19 protein-coding genes are annotated in these 26,448 nt (G+C 59.5%); 12 read left to right on the forward strand and 7 right to left on the reverse strand.

What is annotated here, in order from left to right; all coding sequences use genetic code 11:
- The first annotated feature begins 2 nt into the window (after window positions 1-2).
- The 10 genes from FQ192_RS16805 (at window position 3) to FQ192_RS16850 (ending at window position 10,948) form a co-directional block, all read left to right on the forward strand.
- Complete coding sequence (locus tag FQ192_RS16805; RefSeq protein WP_007980298.1) at window positions 3-464, forward strand: Lrp/AsnC family transcriptional regulator; 462 nt, start codon at window positions 3-5, stop codon at window positions 462-464.
- Between the two features lie 222 nt (window positions 465-686).
- Complete coding sequence (locus tag FQ192_RS16810) at window positions 687-2,369, forward strand: NAD(P)/FAD-dependent oxidoreductase (RefSeq protein ID WP_149659583.1); 1,683 nt, start codon at window positions 687-689, stop codon at window positions 2,367-2,369.
- Window positions 2,370-2,381: 12 nt separating this feature from the next.
- Window positions 2,382-3,176 carry a carbon-nitrogen hydrolase family protein gene (locus FQ192_RS16815; protein ID WP_149659584.1) on the forward strand — a complete coding sequence of 265 codons (795 nt, stop codon included), beginning with the start codon at window positions 2,382-2,384 and terminating at the stop codon, window positions 3,174-3,176.
- 48 nt (window positions 3,177-3,224) lie between these two features.
- A complete protein-coding gene (pqqF, locus tag FQ192_RS16820) occupies window positions 3,225-5,642 on the forward strand; it encodes a pyrroloquinoline quinone biosynthesis protein PqqF (protein WP_149659585.1) in 2,418 nt (805 codons plus the stop codon).
- A 157-nt stretch (window positions 5,643-5,799) separates the two neighbouring features.
- Window positions 5,800-5,874: a pyrroloquinoline quinone precursor peptide PqqA gene (gene pqqA / locus FQ192_RS16825; protein ID WP_009045898.1), complete on the forward strand. Its 75-nt coding sequence runs from the start codon at window positions 5,800-5,802 to the stop codon at window positions 5,872-5,874.
- A gap of 72 nt (window positions 5,875-5,946) precedes the next feature.
- Window positions 5,947-6,858, forward strand: a complete 912-nt coding sequence (gene pqqB / locus FQ192_RS16830; RefSeq protein WP_149659586.1) for a pyrroloquinoline quinone biosynthesis protein PqqB — start codon at window positions 5,947-5,949, stop codon at window positions 6,856-6,858.
- A 129-nt stretch (window positions 6,859-6,987) separates the two neighbouring features.
- Complete coding sequence (pqqC, locus tag FQ192_RS16835) at window positions 6,988-7,740, forward strand: pyrroloquinoline-quinone synthase PqqC (RefSeq protein WP_123410558.1); 753 nt, start codon at window positions 6,988-6,990, stop codon at window positions 7,738-7,740.
- Window positions 7,737-8,012: a pyrroloquinoline quinone biosynthesis peptide chaperone PqqD gene (gene pqqD, locus FQ192_RS16840; protein ID WP_149659587.1), complete on the forward strand. Its 276-nt coding sequence runs from the start codon at window positions 7,737-7,739 to the stop codon at window positions 8,010-8,012. Before pqqC ends, pqqD begins: the two co-directional genes overlap by 4 nt.
- Window positions 8,013-8,016: 4 nt before the next feature.
- Window positions 8,017-9,159, forward strand: a complete 1,143-nt coding sequence (gene pqqE / locus FQ192_RS16845) for a pyrroloquinoline quinone biosynthesis protein PqqE (RefSeq protein ID WP_178129146.1) — start codon at window positions 8,017-8,019, stop codon at window positions 9,157-9,159.
- Window positions 9,125-10,948 (forward strand): S9 family peptidase, encoded by a 1,824-nt coding sequence (locus tag FQ192_RS16850; RefSeq protein WP_149659589.1) that lies wholly within the window; start codon window positions 9,125-9,127, stop codon window positions 10,946-10,948. Before pqqE ends, FQ192_RS16850 begins: the two co-directional genes overlap by 35 nt.
- A 71-nt stretch (window positions 10,949-11,019) precedes the next feature.
- On the opposite strand, the gene FQ192_RS16855 is transcribed toward FQ192_RS16850, so the two are convergent.
- Both FQ192_RS16855 and FQ192_RS16860 read right to left on the reverse strand, forming a co-directional pair.
- Window positions 11,020-11,178 (reverse strand): YqaE/Pmp3 family membrane protein, encoded by a 159-nt coding sequence (locus tag FQ192_RS16855; RefSeq protein ID WP_007904205.1) that lies wholly within the window; start codon window positions 11,176-11,178, stop codon window positions 11,020-11,022.
- Between the two features lie 197 nt (window positions 11,179-11,375).
- Window positions 11,376-12,659, reverse strand: coding sequence for an aspartate aminotransferase family protein (locus tag FQ192_RS16860; protein WP_149659590.1), 1,284 nt, complete (start codon window positions 12,657-12,659; stop codon window positions 11,376-11,378).
- A 169-nt stretch (window positions 12,660-12,828) separates the two neighbouring features.
- On the opposite strand from FQ192_RS16860, the gene FQ192_RS16865 reads away from it, so the two are divergent.
- Window positions 12,829-13,749, forward strand: a complete 921-nt coding sequence (locus FQ192_RS16865) for a LysR family transcriptional regulator (protein ID WP_149659591.1) — start codon at window positions 12,829-12,831, stop codon at window positions 13,747-13,749.
- 227 nt (window positions 13,750-13,976) lie between these two features.
- On the opposite strand, the gene FQ192_RS16870 is transcribed toward FQ192_RS16865, so the two are convergent.
- The 4 genes from FQ192_RS16870 to FQ192_RS16885 form a co-directional block, all read right to left on the reverse strand.
- The gene (locus FQ192_RS16870) at window positions 13,977-15,755 is read right to left on the reverse strand and encodes an acyl-CoA dehydrogenase C-terminal domain-containing protein (RefSeq protein ID WP_149659592.1); all 1,779 of its coding nucleotides are present in this window, start codon (window positions 15,753-15,755) and stop codon (window positions 13,977-13,979) included.
- Between the two features lie 253 nt (window positions 15,756-16,008).
- Complete coding sequence (locus tag FQ192_RS16875; protein WP_149659593.1) at window positions 16,009-17,805, reverse strand: acyl-CoA dehydrogenase C-terminal domain-containing protein; 1,797 nt, start codon at window positions 17,803-17,805, stop codon at window positions 16,009-16,011.
- A 90-nt stretch (window positions 17,806-17,895) separates the two neighbouring features.
- On the reverse strand, window positions 17,896-19,182 hold the full coding sequence (locus FQ192_RS16880; RefSeq protein WP_149659594.1) for a GGDEF domain-containing protein: 1,287 nt from the start codon (window positions 19,180-19,182) through the stop codon (window positions 17,896-17,898).
- Window positions 19,183-19,403: 221 nt separating this feature from the next.
- A complete protein-coding gene (locus FQ192_RS16885) occupies window positions 19,404-21,482 on the reverse strand; it encodes a cytochrome-c peroxidase (protein WP_372242349.1) in 2,079 nt (692 codons plus the stop codon).
- Window positions 21,483-22,614: 1,132 nt separating this feature from the next.
- Between FQ192_RS16885 and FQ192_RS16890 the strand changes: the two genes are divergently transcribed.
- Window positions 22,615-24,369 carry a hypothetical protein gene (locus FQ192_RS16890; RefSeq protein ID WP_149659595.1) on the forward strand — a complete coding sequence of 585 codons (1,755 nt, stop codon included), beginning with the start codon at window positions 22,615-22,617 and terminating at the stop codon, window positions 24,367-24,369.
- Between the two features lie 84 nt (window positions 24,370-24,453).
- On the opposite strand, the gene FQ192_RS16895 is transcribed toward FQ192_RS16890, so the two are convergent.
- Window positions 24,454-26,259: a phenylacyl-CoA dehydrogenase gene (locus FQ192_RS16895; protein WP_149659596.1), complete on the reverse strand. Its 1,806-nt coding sequence runs from the start codon at window positions 26,257-26,259 to the stop codon at window positions 24,454-24,456.
- Between the last annotated feature and the right edge of the window lie 189 nt (window positions 26,260-26,448).

A 26,448-nucleotide genomic window follows, 5' to 3' on the forward strand; every position in this document is an offset into this window, starting at 1 on the left:
CTTTGCCTGACACCCGCCCACCCGTGCTCGACGAAATCGACCGCCAGTTGATCGCGGCCTTGCAGATCAACGCCCGTGAAAGCGTGGCCATGCTCGCGCGGCAATTGGGCATCGCGCGCACCACGGTCACTTCGCGGTTGGCACGGCTGGAGAAGGCCAAGGTCATCACCGGTTACGGCGTGCGCTTGGGTCAGCGGGTGGTGGATGGCGGGTTGCAGGCGTATGTCGGCATCACGGTGCAGCCGCGCTCCGGCAAGGAAGTGTTGCGCCGGCTCAGTGCGATGGCTCAGGTGCAGCAGCTGTGCGCGGTGAGTGGTGAATTTGATTACGTGGCGTGGTTGCGTACGGATTCGCCGGAGCAACTGGATCAGTTGCTGGATCAGATTGGCAGCGTGGATGGGGTGGAGAAGACGACCACTTCAATCATCTTGAGCAGCAAGATTGATCGGGGGCAGCCGGTTTGAGTTTTGGACTGGTTGTTTTGTAGTGTCTTTGAGGGCCTCTTCGCGGGCAAGCCTTGCTCCTACAGGGTCGATGTGTAGCGATAGATCGTCATATTGATCTATAAGATGGCAAAACGACGACACATTGCGTCTTATTAACGTGTTCTACGCTCTCTAGAATGGCTGCCATCTTTTCCTATACTCAGACGCGCATCCCGCGTCGGGTCGCCAGCAAGGTCAGCCATGAACAAGAATAATCGCCATCCTGCAGACGGTAAAAAACCAGTCACCATTTTCGGCCCGGATTTTCCGTTCGCCTTCGACGACTGGATCGAGCACCCGGCCGGCCTGGGCAGTATTCCCGAGCACAACCACGGTGCCGAAGTGGCAATCGTCGGTGGCGGGATTGCCGGTCTGGTGGCGGCCTACGAGTTGATGAAACTGGGCCTCAAACCGGTCGTCTATGAAGCCTCGAAGATGGGCGGCCGTCTGCGCTCCCAGGCGTTCAATGGCGCCGAAGGCATCGTCGCCGAGCTCGGCGGCATGCGCTTCCCGGTGTCGTCCACTGCGTTTTATCACTACGTCGACAAACTCGGCCTGGAGACCAAACCGTTCCCGAACCCGCTGACACCGGCGTCGGGCAGCACGGTGATCGACCTGGAAGGCCAGACCCATTACGCACAGAAGCTGTCGGATCTTCCTGCACTGTTCCAGGAAGTGGCTGACGCCTGGGCCGATGCGCTGGAAGACGGCTCGCGCTTCAAAGAGATCCAGCAAGCGATCCGCGACCGCGATGTACCGCGCCTCAAAGAACTGTGGAACACCCTGGTGCCGCTGTGGGACGACCGCACCTTCTACGATTTCGTCGCCACCTCCAAAGCCTTCGCCAAGCTGTCATTCCATCACCGCGAAGTGTTCGGCCAGGTCGGTTTCGGCACCGGCGGCTGGGACTCGGACTTCCCCAACTCGATGCTGGAAATCTTCCGCGTGGTGATGACCAACTGCGACGATCACCAACACCTGGTGGTCGGCGGCGTCGAGCAAGTGCCGCTGGGCATCTGGCGTCATGTGCCGGAGCGCTGCGTGCATTGGCCGGCAGGCACCAGTCTCAGTTCGTTGCACCGTGGCGCCCCGCGTTCCGGGGTGAAGAAAATCGCTCACGCGCCGAACGGCCGTTTCACCGTCACCGACAACTATGGCGATAGCCGCGAATACGCTGCCGTCCTGACCACCTGCCAGAGCTGGCTGCTGACCACCCAGATCGAATGCGATGAAACCCTGTTCTCGCAAAAGATGTGGATGGCCCTCGACCGCACTCGCTACATGCAATCGTCGAAGACCTTCGTGATGGTCGACCGCCCGTTCTGGAAGGACAAGGATCCGGAAACCGGCCGCGACCTGATGAGCATGACCCTCACCGATCGCCTGACCCGTGGCACTTACCTGTTCGATAACGGCGACGACAAGCCGGGGGTGATTTGCCTGTCGTACTCATGGATGAGCGACGCGCTGAAAATGCTGCCGCACCCGGTGGAAAAACGCGTGAAGCTGGCGCTGGATGCGTTGAAAAAGATCTACCCGAAAGTCGACATTGCCGCGCGCATCATTGGCGATCCGATCACTGTGTCGTGGGAATCCGACCCGCACTTCCTCGGCGCTTTCAAAGGCGCCCTGCCCGGCCACTATCGCTACAACCAGCGCATGTACGCGCACTTCATGCAGGACGACATGCCGGCCGAGCAACGCGGGATTTTCATCGCCGGCGACGATGTTTCGTGGACGCCAGCCTGGGTCGAAGGCGCGGTACAGACCTCGCTCAACGCGGTGTGGGGCATCATGAAACACTTCGGCGGTGAAACTCACGCCGAGAACCCGGGTCCAGGAGATGTGTTCAACGAGATCGGTCCGATCGCCCTGCCCGAGTAAGAGGAATCCGAAATGCGCGTAGCCCTTTACCAATGTCCACCACTGCCCCTGGACGTCGCCGGCAATTTGCAACGTCTGCATCAATTGGCGCTGGAGGCCAAAGGCGCCGATGTGCTGGTGCTGCCGGAGATGTTCCTGACCGGCTACAACATCGGCGTCGATGCGGTCAGCGTCCTCGCCGAGGTGCACAACGGTGAATCGGCGCAGCAGATTGCGCGCATCGCGAAGACGGCCGGGATTGCCATTCTTTATGGTTACCCCGAGCGCACCGAAGACGGCCAGATTTACAACTCGGTGCAACTGATCGACGCCCATGGCGAACGCCTGTGCAACTACCGCAAGACTCATCTGTTCGGCGACCTCGATCACTCGATGTTCAGTGCCGGCGGGGATGATTTCCCGATTGTTGAGCTCAACGGCTGGAAGCTTGGATTCCTGATCTGCTACGACATGGAATTCCCGGAAAACGCCCGGCGCCTGGCCCTGGCCGGTGCCGAGCTGATCCTGGTGCCGACGGCGAACATGATTCCCTTCGACTTTGTCGCCGACATCACCGTTCGCGCCCGGGCCTTCGAAAACCAATGTTATGTGGCTTACGCCAACTATTGCGGCCACGAAGGCGATATCCAGTACTGCGGCCAAAGCAGCATCGCCGCGCCGGATGGCAGCCGTATCGCCCAGGCCGGTCTGGATGAAGCGTTGATTGTCGGTGAGCTGGATCGGCAGTTGATGGTCGATTCCCGCGCCGCCAATCGCTACCTCATTGATCGCCGTCCGGAGCTGTATGGCGAGCTGAACAAGCGCTGAGTTACCGTTATCCGCTAGCATTAGCGCTTCTCTGCTCTGGAAGTGCTCATGCCTGCGTTGAATCCCCCCCGCCCTCACACTGAAACCCTGGCCAACGGCCTGCGGGTGACGCTGCGCCATGCCCCGGATTTGAAGCGCAGCGCTGCGGCGTTGCGGGTCGCGGCCGGCAGTCATGACGTGCCATTGGCCTGGCCCGGACTGGCGCACTTTCTTGAGCATTTGCTGTTTCTCGGCACCGAGCGCTTTCCTACCGGCGAAGGGCTGATGGCCTACGTCCAGGGGCATGGCGGGCAGGTGAATGCGCGCACCAGTGAACGCACCACGGACTTCTTTTTTGAGTTGCCGCCTCAGGCATTTGGCGGTGGGCTGGAGCGTCTGTCAGACATGCTCGCTCACCCGTGTATGAATCTGGACGATCAGTTGCGGGAACGGGAGGTGTTGCAGGCGGAATTTGTGGCCTGGTCCCAGGACGCTGCCGCGCAACAGCAACTGGCCTTGTTTGATGGGCTATCCGGGGCGCACCCATTGCGGGCGTTTCATGCGGGCAACCGAGATAGCCTGCCGGTGCCGCAGCCTGAGTTTCAGCAGGCGTTGAAAGACTTTTATCAGCGGTTCTATCAGACCGGGCAGATGACGTTGAGTCTGGCAGGGCCGCAAAGTCTTGATGAGTTGAGGGCGATGGCCGAAGCGTTCGGCGCCGTCATGACCCTGGGTGAAAAAGCTCTACAGCAATCGCCGCTTCCACTGATGGACGCTTCCGACAAAAGTTATCAACAGGCCGGCGAACGTCGGCTGGATCTGCTGTTTACCTTCGAAGCGCTTCCCGGCTCGTCAGCCCAAGCGCTGGAGTTCCTGTGCCATTGGCTGAACGCCGCGAAACCCGGTGGGCTGCTGGCCAAGCTGCAAGACAACGGGTGCGCCAACAGCCTGAAAGCCACCCCGCTTTACCAGTTCGCCGGGCAAGCCGTGCTGCATATCGAATTCAAGCTGCCCACCCAGACAACAGGAATCCGTGAACAACTGATGGATTGGCTCGGGTTCTTCACCGCCCAACAAGACTGGAACGGGCTGCGCGACGAATACGCGGCCCTGCAACTACGCCAACAGCAGGTCAGCAGCGCCCTGCAACGGGCCCAACGGGACAGTGAACAACTCGAACCCCGGCTGTCCGAACAGGGCGTGGCCGCCCTCAAGGACATCCTGAAACAAATCGGAGCTGTGGATAACTTCACCGGCCAATGGCAACTGCCGGCGCCTAACCCGTTTTTGCGCGCTGAAGAACCGCTCGCCAATGCCGGACTGATCCGTGGCCAGACCAGCGCCCACCGTGGTTTGCGCACCTTTGCCCAGGATCGGTCCCGTGGTCGTCGTGAACGCTCGCCGATGCAGTTCAGCCAAGCGTTACCGGGGAACACTGATGAAGGTGCGATTTACGTGCGCTGGCGGCTGGAGTCGAAGCCTGAGAGCGGCCTTCAGTCAGGCATGGAACACAGCCTGCAACCCTTGCGCGAAGACGCCCGCCAGGCCGGTGTCGATTTTTCCTTCAGTGCCACGGGCAATGAATGGCTGCTGAAAATGACCGGTCTGCAAGAGCCGATGCCAATCGTCCTGGAGCACGCGCTAACCGTTCTGACAAAACCGAATGCCGATTTCCCACAAGCCGAAACGACAAACCCTGGGTTGATGCCGATCCGGCAACTGCTCAAAGCCTTGCCCGAACATTGCCTTGAACACGCCACCGTCTCAGCCGATCTGCAACAACTCTGGTTGAGCGCCCGTTGGGATGGTCTCGCCGTAGGCCTGTCCGCCCAGACCCAAGCCGCCATGGGCGTTGCCCTGAGTCGTATCCCGGGTGTTGCGGACACTCAACTGACACCACCGCCCTCGATCAACTCGCAGCACCTGTGGCACACCGTCGACACCGATTCAAGCGAACACGCGTTGCTGCTGTTCTGTCCGACAGCCACCCAGGAAATCTCTGACGAGGCCGCTTGGCACCTGCTGGCGCACCTGTGCCAGATGCCGTTCTACCAACGCCTGCGGGTCGAGCTTCAATTGGGTTACGCCGTGTTCAGCGGTCTGCGCCAGATAAACGGCCAGACCGGGCTGCTGTTGGGTGTGCAATCACCCAATGTCGCTACTGCCGAATTGCTGAAACACATCGAACACTTCCTGAACGGACTGGCCGACGGCATCGAGGCATCCACTTACCTCGCCCAACGCCAAGCCCTCGCCGATCAATTCGACAGCACCACGTTGCCCACCCTCCAGGCCGCCGAATGGCTGTGGCAGGCCAAGCTTGCAGGCCACTCGTCGGATTACCTGACGCAACTTCCTGAAGCAATTTTAAAGATCGACCGACAAGCACTGCTCGCCGCCGCCCGACGCCTGAACAACGCCGAAGGCGGTTGGCGCTGCCTGGCCAACACCGCTTGCCCTGGCGCACCCTGGCAAGCGGCAAAATGATCATTACGAACGCCGCAATTAGCTTTCTCAAAGTTTCACGGGCAAGCGCTCGGTAATTTTGAGTAACATAGCCACCTAACTATCTGAACATCTCCGACTGGAGGTGGACTATATGTATAGGTCTCAACTGTCCCTACCACCTGAAAGGAGCACTCCCATGTCCTGGTCCAAACCTGCTTACACCGACCTGCGTATCGGCTTTGAAGTCACCATGTACTTCGCAAGCCGCTAAGTTTGTATCGTTGTGCAACGCCTCGGTCTGCCGAGGCGTTTTTATTTTCAGCGTTGAAATGATGGAGCGCCCATGTTTGTCCAGATTCTAGGTTCCGCTGCCGGCGGCGGTTTCCCGCAGTGGAATTGCAACTGCGTGAACTGCGCCGGTTTTCGCGACGGCAGCCTGAACGCCAAGGCGCGGACCCAGTCGTCCATCGCGATTTCCGATGACGGCGTGAACTGGGTGCTGTGCAACGCCTCGCCGGACATCCGCGCCCAACTCCAGGGCTTCAGCCCGATGCAACCGGGCCGGGCCCTGCGCGACACCGGGATTAGCGCGATTATCCTGATGGACAGCCAGATCGACCACACCACCGGCCTGCTCAGCCTGCGCGAAGGTTGCCCGCATCAAGTCTGGTGCACCGACATGGTCCACGAAGACCTGAGCACCGGTTTTCCGCTGTTCACCATGCTGACCCACTGGAACGGCGGGCTGAACTGGAACCGCATCGAACTCGACCAGAGTTTCACAGTACCGGCCTGCCCGAACCTGCGGTTCACCCCGCTGCCCCTGCGCAGCGCCGCCCCGCCTTACTCACCACACCGCTTCGACCCGCACCCGGGCGACAACATCGGCCTGATCGTCGAAGACCTCAGCACCGGTGGCAAGCTGTTCTATGCGCCCGGCCTGGGCAAGGTCGACGCACCTTTGCTGGAAATCATGGCCGGCAGCGATTGCCTGCTGGTAGACGGCACGATGTGGGACGACGATGAAATGCAGCGTCGTGGAGTTGGCACCCGCACGGGTCGGGAAATGGGTCACTTGGCGCAGAACGGCCCCGGCGGCATGCTGGAAGTGCTGGAACAATTGCCCGAGCAGCGCAAAGTGCTTATCCACATCAACAACACCAACCCCATTCTCGATGAAAATTCGCCGGAGCGGGCGGAGCTGAATCGGCGTGGGGTTGAAGTGGCGTATGACGGGATGGGTATTGTGTTGTAGCCAATGGCCCCTTCGCGGGCAAGCCTCGCTCCTACAGGTTGATCGCTATCCCTTGTAGGAGCGAGGCTTGCCCGCGAAGACGTCAGACCCGACACCAAAGAACCCACCGGTCCTACCCGGAGAACCGAAATGACTGACACCGCAATGTCCCCCACCGAGTTCGAAGCCGCCCTGCGCGCCAAGGGCGCCTACTACCACATCTACCACCCGTATCACGTGGCGATGTACGAAGGCCGGGCGACCCGCGAGCAGATCCAGGGCTGGGTCGCCAACCGCTTCTACTATCAGGTGAACATCCCCCTGAAGGACGCCGCGATCCTAGCCAACTGCCCGGACCGCGAGATTCGCCGCGAGTGGATTCAGCGCCTGCTCGACCACGACGGCGCCCCCGGTGAAGACGGCGGCATTGAAGCCTGGCTGCGCCTCGGTCAAGCCGTCGGCCTCGACCCGGATCAATTGCGCTCCCAGGAACTGGTGCTGCCCGGCGTGCGTTTCGCCGTGGACGCCTACGTCAACTTCGCCCGCCGTGCCAGTTGGCAGGAAGCCGCCAGCAGCTCGCTGACTGAACTGTTCGCGCCGCAGATCCACCAATCGCGCCTCGACAGCTGGCCCCAGCATTACCCGTGGATCGACCCGGCCGGCTACGAGTATTTCCGCACTCGCCTGGGTCAGGCCCGTCGTGACGTCGAGCACGGTCTGGCGATTACCTTGCAGCACTACACGACGCGGGAAGGCCAGGAACGCATGCTGGAAATTCTCCAGTTCAAACTGGACATTCTTTGGAGCATGCTCGATGCCATGACGATGGCCTACGAGCTGAATCGCCCGCCTTATCACAGCGTGACCGAGCAACGGGTCTGGCATAAAGGAATCACCTTATGAGTTTTGATCGCAGCAAGATCCCGACCTGGCGTCAGGGCTACCGCTACCAGTACGAACCCGCGCAAAAAGGCCACGTGCTGCTGTACCCCGAAGGCATGATCAAACTCAATGAAAGCGCCGCGCTGATCGGTGGTTTGATCGACGGCGAGCGTGACGTTGCAGCGATCATTGCCGAGCTGGACGCGCAGTTCCCCGGCGTGCCTGAACTCGGTGAAGACATCGAGCAATTCATGGAGGTCGCCCGTGCTGAGCACTGGATCGAACTTGCCTGATTCCGTGTCGGACAAGTTACCGCCCAAACCGGACATCGGCCTGCCGCTGTGGCTGCTGGCCGAATTGACCTACCGCTGCCCGCTGCAATGCCCGTACTGCTCCAATCCGCTGGATTTCGCCGAGCAGGGCAAAGAGCTGAGCACCGAGCAGTGGATCAAGGTGTTCCGCGAAGCCCGGGAGATGGGCGCGGCGCAGCTGGGTTTCTCCGGCGGTGAACCACTGGTGCGCCAAGACCTCGCCGAGCTGATCGCCGAGGCGCGCAAGCTGGGTTTCTACACCAACCTGATCACCTCCGGCATAGGCCTTACCGAGCAGAAAATCCGCGACTTCAAGAAGGCTGGTCTGGACCATATCCAGATCAGTTTCCAGGCCAGCGACGAACAGGTGAACAACCTGCTGGCCGGCTCGAAAAAAGCTTTCGCTCAGAAGCTGGAAATGGCCCGTGCGGTGAAGGCACACGGTTATCCGATGGTGCTGAACTTCGTGACCCATCGGCACAACATTGACAAGATCGACCGCATCATTGAGTTGTGCATCGCCCTCGAAGCGGACTTCGTCGAGCTCGCCACCTGCCAGTTCTACGGTTGGGCCCAGCTCAATCGTGTCGGCTTGTTACCGACCAAGGAACAACTGGTCCGCGCCGAACGCATCACCAACGAATACCGCGCCAAGCTGGAAGCCGAAGGGCATCCGTGCAAGCTGATTTTCGTCACCCCGGACTACTACGAAGAACGCCCGAAAGCCTGCATGAATGGCTGGGGCAGTATTTTTCTGACAGTGACGCCGGACGGAACCGCCCTGCCCTGTCACGGTGCCCGACAGATGCCGGTGCAATTTCCCAACGTGCGCGACCACAGCATGCAGCACATCTGGTACGACTCGTTTGGCTTCAACCGCTTTCGCGGTTACGACTGGATGCCTGAGCCTTGCCGTTCGTGCGATGAAAAAGAGAAGGACTTCGGCGGTTGCCGTTGCCAAGCGTTCATGCTCACGGGCGATGCCAGCAATGCCGATCCGGTGTGCAGCAAATCGGAACATCACGGCGTGATTCTCAAGGCCCGCGAAGAAGCCGAGCACGCGACCCAAACCATCGAACAACTGGCCTTTCGCAATGAACGAAACTCACGCCTCATCGCCAAAAGCTGAACCCTTCAGCGCCATCCGGGCCGTCGCGGCCGGTATCGACTTCGCCGAGTTGCAACTCGGCCGCCATGGCTTGTTCTGGAACGAGTACCGGCCCGAGGATGCCGCGTGCCGAATCTGGCATTGGCACGAAGGCCAGGCGCAATGCCTGACGCCGCTGGGGTTTAGTGTGCGCAGTCGGGTGTACGAATATGGCGGTGGGGCGTTTTGTCTGACGGATGACGGGATTGTTTTCGTCAACGAGGCGAACCAGCAGTTGTATCGGCAATCGTTGAGCGGTGAGACGCCTGAGGTGCTGACGTCGGCTGAGTGCCGTTATGGCGATCTGCAGTTTGCCAATGGCCAGGTGTTGGCGGTTGAAGAACATCACGATCAGCATCGATTGGTGGCCATCGACCTGGCGGACGGTGTGCGTCATTTGCTGGCCGAGGGCGCGGATTTTTATGCCGCGCCGACGCTGAGTCCTGACACAAAACGTTTGGCCTGGATCGAGTGGAGCCGGCCGGACCAGCCATGGACCGCGACCCGGTTGATGGTTGCCGAACGCCAGAACGAGGGCTTTGGTCCGCCGCGTTGTGTGGCCGGCGATGGTGCTGAAGAGTCGCTGCAACAACCCCGTTTCGATGCCACGGGCCGCTTGTATTGCCTGACTGATCGCGGCGGCTACTGGCAGCCATGGATGGAATCCGTAGAAGGACTGACCCCGCTGGCCAGCGCCGCGGCTGATCACGGACCCGCGCCGTGGCAGCTCGGTGGCAGCACTTGGTTACCGCTTGGCGAAAACGCTTATCTGGCGAGCTGGACCGAAGGCGGCTTTGGCCGACTGGGTCTGTGCGGCGACGCCCCTGAGGATTTCACCGGGAACTACAGCCGTTTCCGAAGTCTCGCACTGGATACGCAGTTTATTTACTGCATCGCCGCCTCGCCCATCAGCTCCTCGGCGGTGCTTGCGATCGACCGCAACACCCGGCAAGTCAACGTCCTCGCCGGCGGCATTGCCCCCTTGCCCGCCGAGCAGATCAGCCGTGCGCAAACCCTGCGCTACCCGAGCGGTTCGGGGGAGGCCCATGGCTTCTTCTATCCGGCGATGACCGGCGCTGCGAAACCGCCGCTGGTGGTGTTCATCCATGGCGGCCCGACTTCGGCCTGCTACCCGATGCTCGACCCGCGCATCCAGTATTGGGCGCAACGCGGCTTCGCCGTGGCCGACCTCAACTACCGTGGCAGCAGCGGCTATGGCCGGGATTATCGGCAGGCGCTGCACCTGAGTTGGGGCGATGTGGATGTGGAAGATGCCTGTGCCGTGGTCACTTACCTCGCCGAACGCGGGCTGATCGATGGCGACAAGGCCTTCATCCGCGGCGGCAGTGCCGGCGGTTACACCACCCTCTGCGCGCTGGCGTTTCACAAGGTCTTTCGCGCAGGGGCCAGCCTGTATGGCGTCAGTGATCCGGTTGCACTGGGCAAGGCAACCCACAAGTTCGAAGGCGACTATCTGGATTGGTTGATTGGCGATCCGCGTCAGGACGCCGAACGTTATGCCGCGCGAACACCGCTATTGCATGCGCGCAACATCGCAGTGCCGGTGATTTTCTTTCAGGGTGAGCTGGATGCCGTGGTGGTGCCACAGCAGACCCGCGACATGGTCACGGCGCTGGAGGACAACGGCATTCTGGTCGAGGCCCACTACTACGCTGATGAGCGTCATGGATTTCGCAAGGCGGGGAATCAGGCCCATGCGCTGGAACAGGAGTGGTTGTTTTATCGGCGGGTGATGGAATTGGCCGATTGAAACCGCGGCGCGCCCTTCGCGGGCAAGTCGGAACGCCGCCCGCGAACGCTATCTACCTGACACCGAAAATGTCAGCGCTTGGCAATGATGTACACCGCATGCACGATCCCCGGAATATACCCGCACAACGTCAGCAGAATATTCAGCCAGAACGCCCCGGCGAAACCGACTTGCAGAAACACACCCAGGGGCGGCAACAGAATGGCAATGATGATTCGAATAAAGTCCATGGGTCAGCTCCTGATTTGAAGTTGGCTCGTACGAGCCACACAACCAATCGACCTGCTCCGTTCGTCAGGGTTCAGTGCGGTTCTTCAGACCAACATTTCGCCGAGACAAAAAAAACGCCCCACACCAAAAGAATCAGGCATGGGGCGATGCGTTATTACCGCGAGACGGTTCGGGAATTCGTGTAGGACGGCTCTGATCAGACGGCAATCCCTTTGCGGCACTGCAATTGCGCGGTGCGCACTCGGGAGAACGCTCGGGTCAGGCGCAGCAGCATTTCGTCGATGTTGGCTTTGCTGACGGTGAGGGCCGGGGTGAAGCGCAGGCAATCGGGTTGTGGCGCGTTGAGGAGCAAGCCTTCGTGGAGTGCCGCTTTGACTACCGCGTCTGCTGAATCGTCGGACAGGCTCAGCCCCCAAAGCAGGCCTTGCCCGCGCAATTCGCCGTGGCCGTAGCGATGGGACAGGCGCCGGAGGCCTTCGCGAAGGTGTTGACCGGTCTGGCGTACATGATCGAGAAATCCGTGGTCCTGCACGCTGCCCAACACGGCGAGGCCAGCCGCGGTCATCAGCGCATTGCCGTGATGGGTGCCGGTCATTTCACCGAGGTCGAAACAGCACGCCTTGCCCCGGGCCAGCAACGCCGCCAACGGCACGCCGCCGCCCAGGCCTTTGCCGAGCACAACGATATCCGCTCGTACGCCGTAGGATTGTTCCGCGAGCAAGGTGCCGCAGCGGCCAATCCCGGTTTGCACTTCGTCGAGAATCAGCAGGATGCCCAGTTCGCGGCACAAACGCTCGACACCCTTGAGGTAATGCTCGTCGGCCGGAATCACCCCGGCCTCACTCTGAATTGGCTCGAGCATGATCGCCACAGTCCGGGCGTCTACCGCGGCATGCAACGCTGGCAGGTCATTGAACGGGACATGACTGAAACCGGGCAACTGCGGCTCGAATCGGTTGGTCAGGTTCGAACTGTCCGACGCCGAAATCGTCCCGAGACTACGACCATGGCAACCCTTGTTGGCGACGATGATCCGCGAAGCGCCGCCACGATGCAGTTGGCCCCACTTGCGAGCCAACTTGATCGCCGCATCGCAAGCTTCACTGCCACTGTTGAGCAGGTAGGCCTGGTCGCTGCCGGTACTGGCGCAGAGGCGTTCGGCGAGGTTGAGCATGCCGCGGTTATGCAGGCCGAAACCGGGGTTGATCAGTGCCCGGGCCTGATCCGAAATGGCGTTGACCAGCACGGATGGGCTGTGGCCCAAGCTGTTGGCGCCGCCGCCCTGAGTGAAATCCAGATAAGCGCGATCATCGCTGTCCCACAACCACGAGCCCTGGCCCCGGACAAAAATCTGTTGTGGTCGCTCGACGCTGGGCATCAGGCACTCGCTGGAAAGGTTGTCACTGTGAGAGGGCAATGAAACGCCCAGAACCAAGTCATCCAGGCTGGGTGGGTTACGTCGCAAATTAAACAGATTCATCGCAAAAAGCCCCGTTTGAGGTTTTTTGTCTTTCCTATGTAAACACCATCGCTGCAAACGGTATTCATTGCTCGTTCTGGCCCTGTAAGCCTTATGAATGCGGTTAGACTAGGCTCAGGCACGGCGCTGAGCCATTTCGATTTCACAGCATTTTCGATAAGTATTACTTATGGATTTCAAACAACTGCGTTATTTCGTCGCGGTCTACGAAGAAGGCCATGTAGGCCGGGCGGCGGAGCGACTGTCCATCTCCCAACCGGCGCTGTCGCAACAGATCCGTCACCTCGAACAGAACCTCGATGTGAGCCTGTTCGAGCGCAGCAGCAAACGCCTGTTGCCGACTCTGGCGGCGCACACGTTGTACAACCACGCCTTGCCCCTGCTCGATGGTCTGCAACGGGCACGGGAAGCGCTAGGCAACTTCAAAGGGCAGGCACTGCGCACCCTGGCCATTGGCGTGTTGCAGACTGTGCACAGCAGCCTGGTGCCGCAGATGCTCGAACGGGTACGCAAGGCGCAGCCGCATCTGGTGGTGCAGATTTATGAGTTGACCGGCCTAGAGATCGAACGGCGCTTGCTCAACGGTTCCCTGGACATCGGCATCAGCTATTTGCCGCCGCGTCAGCCAGGGCTGCATGGCGTGATGCTGTACGAAGATGAACTGACCCTTGTCATCCCGGCGGATCATCCGCTGCGGGAATTCAAGAAAGTTTCCATGAGCCAGGCCGCGGAATTGCCGATGCTGCTGTTGGGCGAAGAGTTTCAGCTACGACAGATCTGGCAGACGCAATTGGCCAACCTGGGCCGGCGTCCGCAAGTGCAAGCTGAGCTGAATAACATGGCGGGGATTCTCGACAGCCTGCCCCATACCCGACTGGCCACGGTGCTGCCCGGGCGCTCGCAAAAAGCCCTCGGCAACCATGAACTGCTGTGGAAACCACTGACCGAGCCGCGCGTACCGCTGAAAGTCGGCTTGGTGTGTCGAGATGTGCAACGGCAACAAGCCTCGCTGGCGCTGTTGCAGACATTGCTGGAAGAAGTACTGAATGGGCCCGATGACCGCTTGAACGGCCCGGTGACAATGACCTGAGCACTTTTCTGCAGGTAAAAGAAAACCCCGCCGAAGCGGGGCTTTGCAGACTGTTTCCCTGACATCCATTTCACTCCGCCGTCCTGGCAGAATCCTACGTGTCCGTGTTGTTGCTTTGCGCTTCCTGCGCGACGTCCATGTGAAGTAGATTAGCTCTGGATCCAATCGGCGCATATGGGAAAACAGCAGCACGTCATGTAAGAGAATGCTTACATGACGTTACATCGTCAGAACTGCGAGGCGTCCAGCAGGAACAACGATTCGCTACCGGCCTTCACCGACGCGCTCAACGAGTGAATCCGCGGCAGCAGACGGGCGAAATAGAACCGCGCGGTGCCAAGTTTGCTCGCGTAGAAATCGTCCTGCGCCTCTTTGCCGAAGGCCGCCTTGGCCATCAATGCCCACATGTAGGCATAGGCAACGTATCCAAATACTTGCAGATACTCGACCGACGCCGCGCCGATTTCATTCGGGTTGTTTTTCGCCCGGTCCAGCAGCCACGAAGTCAGCTCATCGAGGGTAGTCACCGCGTCGTTCAACGGCTTGGTGAACTCCGCCAGATCAGCGCTGGCGGTCGCGGTGAAGTGACGAATCTCGTCGGCGAACAGGTTGTAGAACGCCCCGCCGCTGCCAACGATCTTGCGTCCTACAAGGTCCAGCGCCTGAATACCGTTGGTGCCTTCGTAGATCTGGGTGATACGTACGTCGCGAACCAGTTGTTCCTGGCCCCATTCACGGATGTAACCGTGGCCGCCGAACACTTGCTGGCCATGCACGGTGGTTTCCAGACCCAGATCGGTCAGGAAGGCCTTGGCCACTGGCGTCAGCAGAGCAACCAGATCTTCCGCACGCTTGCGGGTGGTCGGGTCTTCGCTGAACTTGGCGGTGTCCAACTGCATCGCCACGTACGTCGAGAACGCACGGCCACCTTCGTTCGAGGCTTTCATGGTCAGCAGCATGCGACGCACGTCCGGGTGGACGATGATCGGGTCAGCGACTTTGTCTTTGTTTTGCGCGCCGGTCGGCGAACGGCTTTGCAGACGATCGCGGGCGTATTCGACGGCGTTCTGATACGAGCGTTCGCCGGTGGCCAGGCCCTGGATACCGACGCCCAGACGTTCGTAGTTCATCATGGTGAACATCGCCGCCAGGCCTTTGTTCGGCTCGCCGACCAGGTAACCCACGGCTTCGTCGAAGTTCATCACGCAGGTCGCGGACGCCTGGATGCCCATTTTGTGTTCGATCGAACCGCAGTTCGCCGGGTTACGCGCGCCCAGGCTGCCATCGGCATTGACCATGAACTTCGGCACCAGGAACAGCGAGATGCCCTTCGGACCGGCCGGTGCGTCCGGCAGTTTGGCCAGCACCAAGTGGATGATGTTTTCGGTGAGGTCGTGTTCGCCACCCGTGATGAAAATCTTGGTGCCGCTGACTTTGTAGGAACCGTCGGCCTGAGGTTCGGCCTTGGTGCGGATGATCCCCAGGTCTGTACCGGCGTGCGGCTCGGTCAGGCACATGGAACCGGCCCAGACGCCGGCGTACATGTTCGGCAGGTACGCGGCTTTCAGCTCGTCGCTGGCGTGGGCGTTGATCGACAGGCAGGCGCCAGCGGTCAGCATCGGGTACAGACCGAACGACAGGCTGGAGGAGTTGACCATCTCTTCGACCTGGGCCGACACAGCCTTGGGCATGCCCATGCCGCCGTAGGCCGGATCGCCACCAACACCGACCCAACCGCCTTCAGCGTAAGTCTGATAAGCCTGTGGGAAACCTGCCGGCGTGGTGACGGCACCGTCCGCCCAATGGCAACCTTCTTCGTCAGCCGCACGGCTCAGGGGCGCGATGCTTTTGCTGGTGACCTTGCCGGCTTCTTCGAGAATGGCTTCGACGGTTTCGGCATCGACGGTATCCGCCAGCGCCGGCAGCTCGGCCCAGAGTTTGGCGACCTCAAAAACTTCATTGAGGACGAAGCGCATATCGCGCAGGGGCGCTTTGTAGTCAGCCATGGCAAACCTCGCAGGATCTAAACGGGTGATTCGTAGGAATTGTGCTTTCGTTGGGTTCGAGTGTAACCCAACAACTTTTACGACACATAGGGTCAGCTCATGACTGATTTGTAATGTTTAGTCATCAGCGTGTATCTGACAAAACGCATTCGCGGGCAAGCCTCGCTCCTACAGGTTCTCTATCGTTCGCGAAGTCTGCGCACGGCGAGGATCTGTAGGAGCGAGGCTTGCCCGCGAAGCTCTTAAAAAACGACTACAGCGCAAACAACTCCGCCGGCAACTTCATCAGGCAATCACTCCCCGCCTCGATCGCCGCCCGATGTGCAGCAGTGCGTGGCAGCAATCGCTTGAAATAGAACTCGCAGGTCGCCAGTTTGCCGCGCATATAATCCGCATCACCGCTGCCCGCGTCCAACTGCGCTTGAGCCACCAGCGCCATACGCAGCCACAGATAGCCGAGGATGATGTAACCGCTGTACATCAAGTAATCCACCGACGCCGCGCCGACTTCATCCGCATTCTTCATCGCAGCCATGCCGATTTTCGTCGTCACCTCGCCCCACTGCTGATTCAACTCGTTGAGCTGCGCCACGAAGCTACCCAACTGCGGATGCTCGGCGTTGGCCGCGCAGAACTTGTGGACGATTTTAGTGAAACCGCGCAGCAGCTTGCCCTGGCTGCCGAGGACTTTGCGCCCCAGCAGGTCCAGTGCCTGAATGCCGTTGGTGCCCTCGTAGATCGGCGCAATCCGGCAGTCGCGTACCAGCTGCTCCATGCCCCACTCGCGGATAAAACCGTGGCCGCCAAACACCTGCATGCCGTGGTTGGTCACTTCCAGGCCGGTGTCGGTCATGAAGGCTTTGCAGATCGGCGTCAGGAACGCCAGCAAGTCCTCGGCCTCCTGGCGCGCCGTGGCGTCCGCACTCAGGTGGGCGATATCCAGCAACTGTGCGGTGAAATAGGTCAGCGCCCGGTTGCCTTCGTTGAAGGCCTTCATCGTCAGCAACATCCGTCGTACGTCCGGGTGCACGATGATCGGGTCAGCGACTTTTTCCGGGGCTTTCGGGCCGGTCAGCGAACGCATTTGCAGGCGGTCGTTGGCGTATTTGATCGCACCCTGGAAGCTCGCTTCACCCAGACACAAGCCCTGCATGCCGGTGCCCAGGCGCGCATGGTTCATCATGGTGAACATGCAGTTCAGGCCCTTGTTCGCTTCACCAATCAAATAGCCCTTGGCGTCGTCGAAATTGAGCACGCAGGTGGCCGAAGCCTTGATGCCCATTTTGTGTTCGATGGAGCCGCAGGAAACGCCGTTGCGCTCGCCCGCTTCGCCGTCAGCATCGGGTAGGAATTTGGGCACGATAAACAGCGAAATGCCCTTGGTCCCGGCCGGCGCGTCCGGCAACTTGGCCAACACCAAATGAATGATGTTGTCGCTCATGTCGTGTTCGCCGGCCGAGATGAAGATCTTGCTGCCGGAGATCGCATAACTGCCGTCGGCTTGGGGCACCGCGCGGGTCTTGATGATGCCCAGGTCGGTGCCGCAATGGGCTTCGGTCAGGCACATGGTGCCGGTCCACTGGCCGGCGGTGAGTTTGCTCAGGTAGGTGTGTTTTTGTTCCTCGGTGCCATGGGCGTGGATCGCTGACATTGCACCGTGGGTCAGGCCAGGGTACATGCCCCAGGAGGTGTTGCTGGAGGCGACCATCTCACTGATGACCAGGCCCAGTGAGCTAGGCAAGCCTTGACCGCCGTAAACCGGATCAGCCGCCAGGCCGTGCCAGCCCGCCTCGACATAGTGTGCGAAGGCTTGCTTGAAGCCTGTAGGCGTTGTCACCACGCCGTTGTCGAAATGGCAGCCTTCTTCGTCACCGCTGCGATTAAGCGGTGCCAGAACGTTCTCACAGAATTTCGCGCCTTCTTCGAGGATCGCGTTGACCATGTCCGGGCTGGCATCGGTAGCGCCCAGCGCGGCGTAGTTGCTGTGAAAGTCGAAGACGTGGTCGATCAGGAAGCGCATGTCGCGCAGGGGAGCTTTGTACTCGGGCATGGTCGTTTCTCCGGCGGCAGATTCTTCAAACCTACTGCCGCGCACCATGCCTCACAATCACAGTCCAGACGCTGAATGCGCCGTCATCACTCAACCCGCAGCGGCGTCCATGCGCACCGCGCCACGGCGGCTTTGACCGAACGCCACCACGCAGTTGCGCCCGGCGCCCTTGGCGCTGTAGAGCGCCTCGTCAGCGGACTTGAGCACTTGTTCGGGGGTGCGCTGCTCCAGGCGCTCGGCGACACCGATGCTGACCGTCACCGACACACTCGAAGCGCCGGAGCCGGCCCGGCGCTGGCGACCTTGCTGGTCGTCCTGGGGACGATCCGGATTGCGCAGTTGAATGTTGTAGGACGCAATCGACTCGCGAATGACTTCCAGATGCGGCATACACTCTTCCAGCGTCTTGCCCGCGAACACCAGGGCAAATTCCTCGCCACCGTAGCGATACGCCCTACCGCCGCCGCTGATTTTCGACAGCTTGCTCGCGACCAGTCGCAGCACCTGATCGCCGACATCGTGGCCGTGGGTGTCGTTGAATTTCTTGAAGTGATCGACGTCGCTCATCGCAAGCACGTAATTGCGCCCCAGGCGCTGCATGCGTTCGTTCAACGCGCGGCGCCCCGGCAGGCCGGTGAGTTCGTCGCGGAAGGCCATTTGATAGGCTTCGTGGGCCACAGCCGCGGCAATCATCAGCATCACCTGGCTGCACATGATGTTCAGGGTGAACGGCAGGATGAAGGTTTTCGGCAACATCCAGAACAGTCCCAACAATCCCACCAACTGCGCGGCGTGCAGAGGTCGCGGGTTGCGCCAGTATTGCCAGGCCAGAAGCAGGAACGAGGCGATAAAGACCGGGTAGGACAACTGGATCAGGCTCATCCAGGCGCCATGCAAGGCAGGCCAGCGAATCTCCGACAGCCACATCAACAACGCCTGTGGGTAACTTTGCTCAATGCCCAGTGCCACGCTGCCGAACGCCAGCAACACGGCGAAGCGCGCCACCATGTCCTGGAACAGGTGAGTACGCTCTTGCCACGCCGCGAACAGGCCGAACAGCAAGGGCAGCAGCAAACAACAGAGATGGAACACCACCGCCGCGTCTTCGCGAACCTTGCCGTTGTCGCGGTAATAATCGGTCTGGGTGTCGAGCAGGAAATAGGCGATGTACACCGTGACCATCAGGAACAGTTCACGCTGGCGTCGGTAAACCGCGCAGTACGCGCCGCCGAGCAGCAGCACCAGGGTGGGCAGTACGTTGAACAGCGACGTGAAGAAGACGTTGAGATCCTTGATGTACGCAGCCGAAAGCCCAGCGAGCAATAGCAGTAGTGAGGGCAAGAAATGACTGAAACGTACAGCGGAAGAACGCGGCAAGGGTAAAGCTCCGACCCGGCATAGCAATTGATGGCATTGTGCCTGCAATGCGCACGATTAAGCACACGAAATGTGATGCAGGTCACGTGAACGTCTCTTTAACGGCAGAAATGCCGAGTATCTGAGTCAATTGCCGAGGTTTTTTAATGCAACACACATGTTGTGGAGAGGGAGCTTGCTCCCGCTCCACAAAAGCCCCCTCGCCATCAATACCCGATGCTTCAGAGATCGTTGTAGAACGGCTGTAAAGGCCCCTCGGTGGCGGTGCGCCCTTCCGCACCAATAGGCTTGAGCGCAATCGGTGCATCCAGCGCCTGCCGGGTCGAAATCTTCGGACTCACAGGCCGTGCCGTTACCGCATTCTCATCACCGACGTGACCTTGGGGAATAACCAGCGACGGATGATCGAACGGCGCCTGCTCCCAGGCCACGCGCGGATCGGTCAACCCGACTTCCATGAATTTGACCAGCGCATCGACTTCCTCAGGAGTCAGGTTCAACGCGGTCATGTCCGGATCAAGGTTCGAGGCGTTGTGCTGATTCGCCGACGGATGCTCGAACCCGCTGGTGTTGCTTGCATCCTCACCGCGCCGGTCGCCGCCGCGGTTGTAGAACTCCATCACCTGTTTGAGCGTCGCCCGGCTGCCATTGTGGAAATACGGCCCGGTCAAGGCGATGTTGCGCAGTGTCGGCGTCTTGAAAGCACCATCCACGGAATCACGGAAACCGACATTCGGTTTAAGCGTCGCATCACACGGCAACGCTGCACTCAATGGCGCTTCGAATGTGCAAACGTCGACATCCAGCGGGTCAGGCACGTTACCGCCCTGCAACAGGGTGTTGTACTGACGTGTGAAGGACCAAGGGTTACCCCACGCGTCCGAACCACCTAGCGCCAAATCTTCTGACGTCGGCCGCACGCCAGTGTTGTAGAAGCCGTTGTCATAGAGCGTGGTGAGGTTGTCGGCCATCACCATGCGCTCGATGCGTTCACGCGGATGGAACAGCAAGCGGCTACCGGCGTTGGTCAGTTCCGCGCCACCATGGCAACTGACGCATTTGCCCTTGCCCAGGAACAGGTTCATGCCTTCGACCTGCTGGGCATTCATGGCCGAATGATCGCCCTGCAAGTAAGCGTCCAGCGGTGCCTTATCCGAGATCAGGGTGGATTCGTACATCTGGATCGCCAGGCCGAAGAACAGCGGGAAATTGGCCTCCATCTGAGTGTACGGCGCATCGCCCAACAGCACCTGCTGCGTGGCATTCCACAAACGTGGCTGGAACGCAGCCTTGATCAGTTCACGGTAAGTCGGCCGGCGCGCACCGGAAACGGAGGCCAGCACCGAATCAGTCGAGGAAATCCGTTGCTGCTTGAGCATCAGGGTGTCGAGCATGCGCCGGCCGATATCGGCAAAGGTGCGCCCGCCACAGGACATTTCCACCGGGCTGCCGGGAGGTCCCACCGCTTGCGAGGCCGCCGAGGCATCCTTGAGCGCCAGTCGCACTTTGGTGGCTACGCCGCCGCGATCACCGGTGACGAAAATCCCGGCATCGGGATCGCGATTGCCGAACGGCGAGAAGCCGTTGAACACGTTGTTCGCCCGGCCATCCCAGAAATTTCGCACATTGAACGCGGCGTTGATCACCGTCGGCGCGTTACGCCCGGTGCTGCGACGGACATTGATGCCGCCTACCTGGAATATGCCGTCTGGCTGCGCCGTGCACTTGTCGAAACGCGCTTGGTGTGGCTTGACGAAGTTGGCGTCGAACACGCCTTGGGAGCCAATCACATCGTCGGTGGAATAGAGAATCGGCGAATTGCGATCCAGTGGATCGGCCAGCACATGGGTCGGGAAGTCGGTTTTCTTCAGCGTGTAGTTCGGGCCGCCCTTGCCGCCGGATTTGGTCAAGTAGGAAGCGACGTCGCCCGGAATGTCGGACGCTACAAACGGCTTGTTGAAGATCGAAGAAACGTTTGAGTTGGTGTTCGCCTGGCCAGGATTGATCTGGTTGGTGATGCGGTGATCGACACCCGCGTGGAAGTGGCAGGAGGCGCATGCGGTGGAACCGTCACTGCCGATCTCCATGTCCCAGAACAGCGCCTTGCCCAACAGAATCGCCGCTGAGCGGTTGAGGACGTAGTCGGTCATCAGGTCGACTTTGCGTCCGCCTTCGGTTCCAGAAGGGTCGGGTGGCGTCATGCCGTGCAACGACTGCAAGCTGGGGACGTCTACCACGGGTGTGACAACCTCTGGCGGGGACGCAGCGATGGCGCTCTCGCAAGCCAGACCGACAGCGATCAGGCCACCTGTGATCGAACAGGCCCAGCGGATAATACGAAGGATGCTCAAGGACTTCACCATGATGACATTCTCGATTCAGTACGGAGTAGCCAGGCTCCGGGATTATCCTGTTACGAGAGGAACTCATCACCAGGGATATTGCCGCTCGCACGACTAAACGCACCCACTGGAAGTTGGCCGATGCGAAACGAGGCCTAACTGGCAAAGTACTCTCTTGGCTCAGGCTTAATTGAAACGTTGCTTTTGTCGCGCCGTGAGGAGCGCTTAACTCAACTCTAGCTGTAACAAATAATTTCAACAAAAAAATTTAGTATTTTTTATCTCGACTGACCAACGCCTCAGTTAATAGCCATCGGTCGGGAAGCCCATCCATGGTAACTGCAAGCACCCACTCCATTAGGGTGAACATCCCCCCCATTCTTGGGTGCCATTCCCCAACCACAATTGACAAGCGACAAAATACCCATATTTCACAACATGTTAAGTCTTAGCCATCAGAAAAATAATATTGGCAAAGTAATTGCTAATTCATAACTCGTAAGATAACCAGCACAGTCTTTGCAATTTTAGAGATCCGACACCTGGTTGAATGAGCCGTCACTAATCAAAAACAATACTTGTGCGCTAGTTGCACTGCGCGAGCTATTGTTTAATTTTTATATGGGTGCAAAAAAACAATTATTTCATAGACCTCTCTATATTCCACTTGCCATTCGATTGGTGTTAAGTGTATCTATAGACAACGGTTCTCAATTACCTGCTTATAACTGCCCGAAGGGTAATTAGTTCAGCACTCCCAAACGTGGGCGCCTAGCCCCCCCTACTTCGGTGCCATTCATATAAATATTGTTGCGTGCAATACCACAACATCCGCGCAGCCCGCATTTATTGCTGGCAAACAACCGTTGGCGTCAATTCGGCACGACTAGTGCTTTACACGTTCCAGGCTCAAGGAATGTCTCTCGCGATTGTGTCCGGAACCGGCCAACGCATCGCCGATTGAATGCATCTGAAGGCTGAGTGCCAGGTATGTCGAAACCATGCTCAGACACTTGCCCTCTGGATCGAGCCCCAACTCGACGCGAGTCGATTGGCCGGCAACAGGTCCCGCAAGATTGTGGAGAGAACCATGAGCTTATCCCTACACGCAAAAGCGCTGGCATCAGCGCCGTTCCTCAAGCGACTCAACGGCACCTCAGGTCACCACGCACTGCTGGCCGGCGCTGTCGCCGTCGCACTCGCCATTGGAGGCGCAGGTGATGCACTTGCCCAAGGCGGCGGGACGGCCAAGCCAGTCAAGGGCGCACCCTCCCCGTTCTCGACCCCCACTTTGCCTAATCCGGTGTTTACCAATCCGGATGCGATTCATGGCTTTGACGTCACGGGTTTTATCCAGAGCATGACCCTGGATCCCACCAATGCGAATTGCCCCGGCACCAGCGATCCTGGTCGATTTGGCGGGACCGTCCAACTGAACGGCGTCACGATTACCGTCCCGTGCAATACGATTTTGCAAATGCCGGCCAATACCCTGACCTGGGCGGATTTTGTCAGGGGCGGGTCGCTGGCGCTCAACAAAGGACCGACTTCATACCCCTCTTTCGAGATCCACGTGGTGGGCAATACCGTCTCCAACAAGCAAATAGCCGGGCTGATCTTTGTCTCGCAGCAAGCGGCGAATGCCGGCAGCGGCTACATCACTCGGATCGACTACACCAACGGCAACCTCGAAGTGGATAGCGGCACGCCTCTGCAACCGACAATCATCCAGATCAACGACCCAAGCGGACGCTTTGGTCGTGCTCAAAGCCCCGATCCCCGGTTCTCCGTGGATGACGCCAACCCGACTATCCACGCTGCCACCGGTTACCCGATGTGCGTACCCCGCACCATTTCCGGGGACGATGCTCTCTGCCCTCAGAAAAACCGGCCAAAAGTCGTGACCCCGACCACCACAAATAACTGCCGTAACTTCAGCCAGGCAGGGGTCATCCCTCCGGCCAGCGGAGAGCTGTCCCCTCCGGTTCTGGGCCAGGTTTATTGCAGTCAGTTCGTCATGAAGCGCTTCAGCGATGCTTCGCGCACAGCGACCGACCCCGACCCGATGCAACAGGCACCGTTCGAAGTCGGCGACTTCATCAGCTACGCGGGTACGCTGTTCAAATCGGCCACAGCGGGTACTCCGGACTTTATCTCCGCCCACACGATTGAGGCCAACATCGGGATCTATACCCAACCCGGTACACAACCCAGCTATCTGGCTATCGGGGAATTCGGTATCGGTACCGCCGACCCCTCGGCAACGGCCATCAACGGCGTAGCGCAGGAAACGCAGGACCGGATATTCCTGGAAGCATCGACAACCGACGTGAAAACACCCGTCGATATCTATCTGATAGATGTGAACCCTTCGACGGGCATACAAACCAATCGCTGGGTTACGCCTTATGAGATGACAGGTGAATGCAACCCTGCACAGTCCCTTCCCGCCAGTTGCTTTGGTGTCTCGGGTGGCATCACGAGCCAGAACATCGGCCCTCAACCACAACGCGCGAGGATTCGCGCGACCAAGGCACCGACCGGGCTTCTCAGCCAGCCGACCCGCACTTTGCGCGTTGTTGTGCGGTCACTTTGTGTTCCACAACTGACCGCTTCCCAGACCGCCGTGGACAGTTGCATTCAAAATGCCGGCCGGTTGACGGTGGCCAATGGTCTGATCGCTGGACAGTACGTGGCGCCGGTGTTTGAGTTCATCTTTCCGGAAGGCGTCAAGCCTGGCGACCCGGTGGTCCCGAACGACTTCTGGCACCTGCCGTTCCTGCGTAACGGAGAAGGCGCAGGCACTCCGACCGGCGTCGGCCCTCTGGACCCGACCCCTTGGTAGGTAATGTCTGAGCAGTCAGGAAGAAGCAAAAAAAAACCGCCGCTCCCAAAAGAGCGGCGGTTTTTTTTAGAACCGCGCGAAGGCTTAGTAACCCAGAGCGAAGTCTTCTTCTTTCATGTCCATCAGGTTGTTGGCGCCCGACAGCATGGTCACTACGTGAGTGCGGGTACGCGGCAGGATGCGCTGGAAGTAGAAGCGCGCAGTCTGCAGCTTGGCGGTGTAGAACGCGGTTTCGGTGGTGCCGGCAGCCAATTTCTCGGCAGCCAGGCGCGCCATGTCAGCCCAGAAGTAGGCCAGGCAGGCGTAACCGGAGTACATCAGGTAGTCCACCGAAGCGGCGCCGACTTCTTCGCGATCTTTCATGGCGGCCATACCGACCTTCATGGTCAACTCGCCCCACTCTTTGTTCAGCGCGGCCAATGGCTCGACGAACTCTTTGACGGCTTCGTTGCCTTCGTTGGTCTGGCAGAACTTGTGGACGATCTTGGTAAAGCCTTTCAGAGCCTCGCCTTGGGTCATCAGCACTTTACGGCCCAGCAGGTCGAGTGCCTGGATACCGGTGGTGCCTTCGTACAGCATCGAAATACGGCTGTCGCGAACGTTCTGCTCCATGCCCCACTCGGCGATGAAACCGTGACCGCCGTAGATTTGCACGCCGTGGTTGGCAGATTCGAAGCCGACTTCAGTCATGAAGGCTTTGGCGATCGGAGTCATGAAGGCCAGCAGTGCGTCGGCTTTCTTCTTCTCTTCTTCGTCCACGCCGTATTTGACGATGTCGACTTGCTTGGCGGTGAAGTAGACCATCGCGCGGTTGCCTTCGGCGAACGCCTTCATGGTCAACAGCATGCGACGTACGTCAGGGTGCACGATGATTGGGTCAGCGGCTTTTTCCGGCGCTTTCGGGCCAGTCAGGGAGCGCATTTGCAGACGATCGCGAGCGTATTTCAGGCCGCCCTGGAAGCCGATCTCGGCGTGGGCCAGGCCTTGCAGCGCGGTGCCCAGGCGAGCGGTGTTCATAAAGGTGAACATGCAGTTCAGGCCTTTGTTCGCCGGGCCGATCAGGTAACCGGTGGCCGCGTCGAAGTTCATCACGCAAGTGGCGTTGCCGTGGATGCCCATTTTGTGTTCCAGGGAACCACAGGTCACGGCGTTGCGTGCGCCGATCGAACCGTCTTCATTCGGCATGAACTTCGGCACGATGAACAGCGAGATGCCTTTGGTGCCAGCCGGTGCGTCCGGCAGGCGGGCCAGCACGATGTGGACGATGTTGTCGGCCATGTCGTGTTCACCGGCCGAGATGAAAATCTTGGTGCCGGAAACTTTGTAGGAACCGTCGGCCTGAGGTTCGGCCTTGGTGCGCAACATGCCCAGGTCGGTGCCGCAGTGCGGTTCGGTCAGGCACATGGTGCCGGTCCATTCGCCGGAGACCAGTTTGGTCAGGTAGGCGTCTTGCTGCTCAGGCGTACCGTGCTCGGAAATGGTGTTCATCGCGCCATGGGACAGGCCTGGGTACATGCCCCACGACCAGTTGGCTTCGCCAACCATTTCGCTGACGGCCAGACCCAGGGACTCCGGCAGGCCTTGGCCACCGTGCTCCACGTCGTGAGCCAGGCTTGGCCAGCCGCCTTCAACGAATTGTTTGTAGGCTTCTTTGAAGCCAGTCGGGGTTTTAACGCCGGACTCGCTCCAGGTGCAGCCTTCGGTGTCACCCACGCGGTTCAGCGGAGCCAGCACCTGCTCACAAAACTTGGCGCCTTCTTCGAGAATGGCGTCAACCATGTCCGGAGTTGCGTCTGCGCAAGCCGGAAGGCTCTGATAGTGCGCTTCGTAGCCGAGCAGTTCGTCACGAACGAAGCGAATATCACGCAAGGGGGCCTTGTAGTCAGGCATAGCGATAAACCTCTGCTGATGTAACCGGGAATGAACGACCGTGTTGATTTGTTGTGACGGTCAAACAGTTGTTTGAAACATACGTTTACGCCCAAATCTTGTCAAGCACCGAGCCGATACCATTTGTCATCGAGCCTCTGTCGCTGAAACGGTAGCCCTACGCAATTCTCGATAAAAGCTCGCCGCTCA

This window comes from Pseudomonas sp. ANT_J12 (genome assembly GCF_008370045.1).
Lineage (GTDB): Bacteria > Pseudomonadota > Gammaproteobacteria > Pseudomonadales > Pseudomonadaceae > Aquipseudomonas.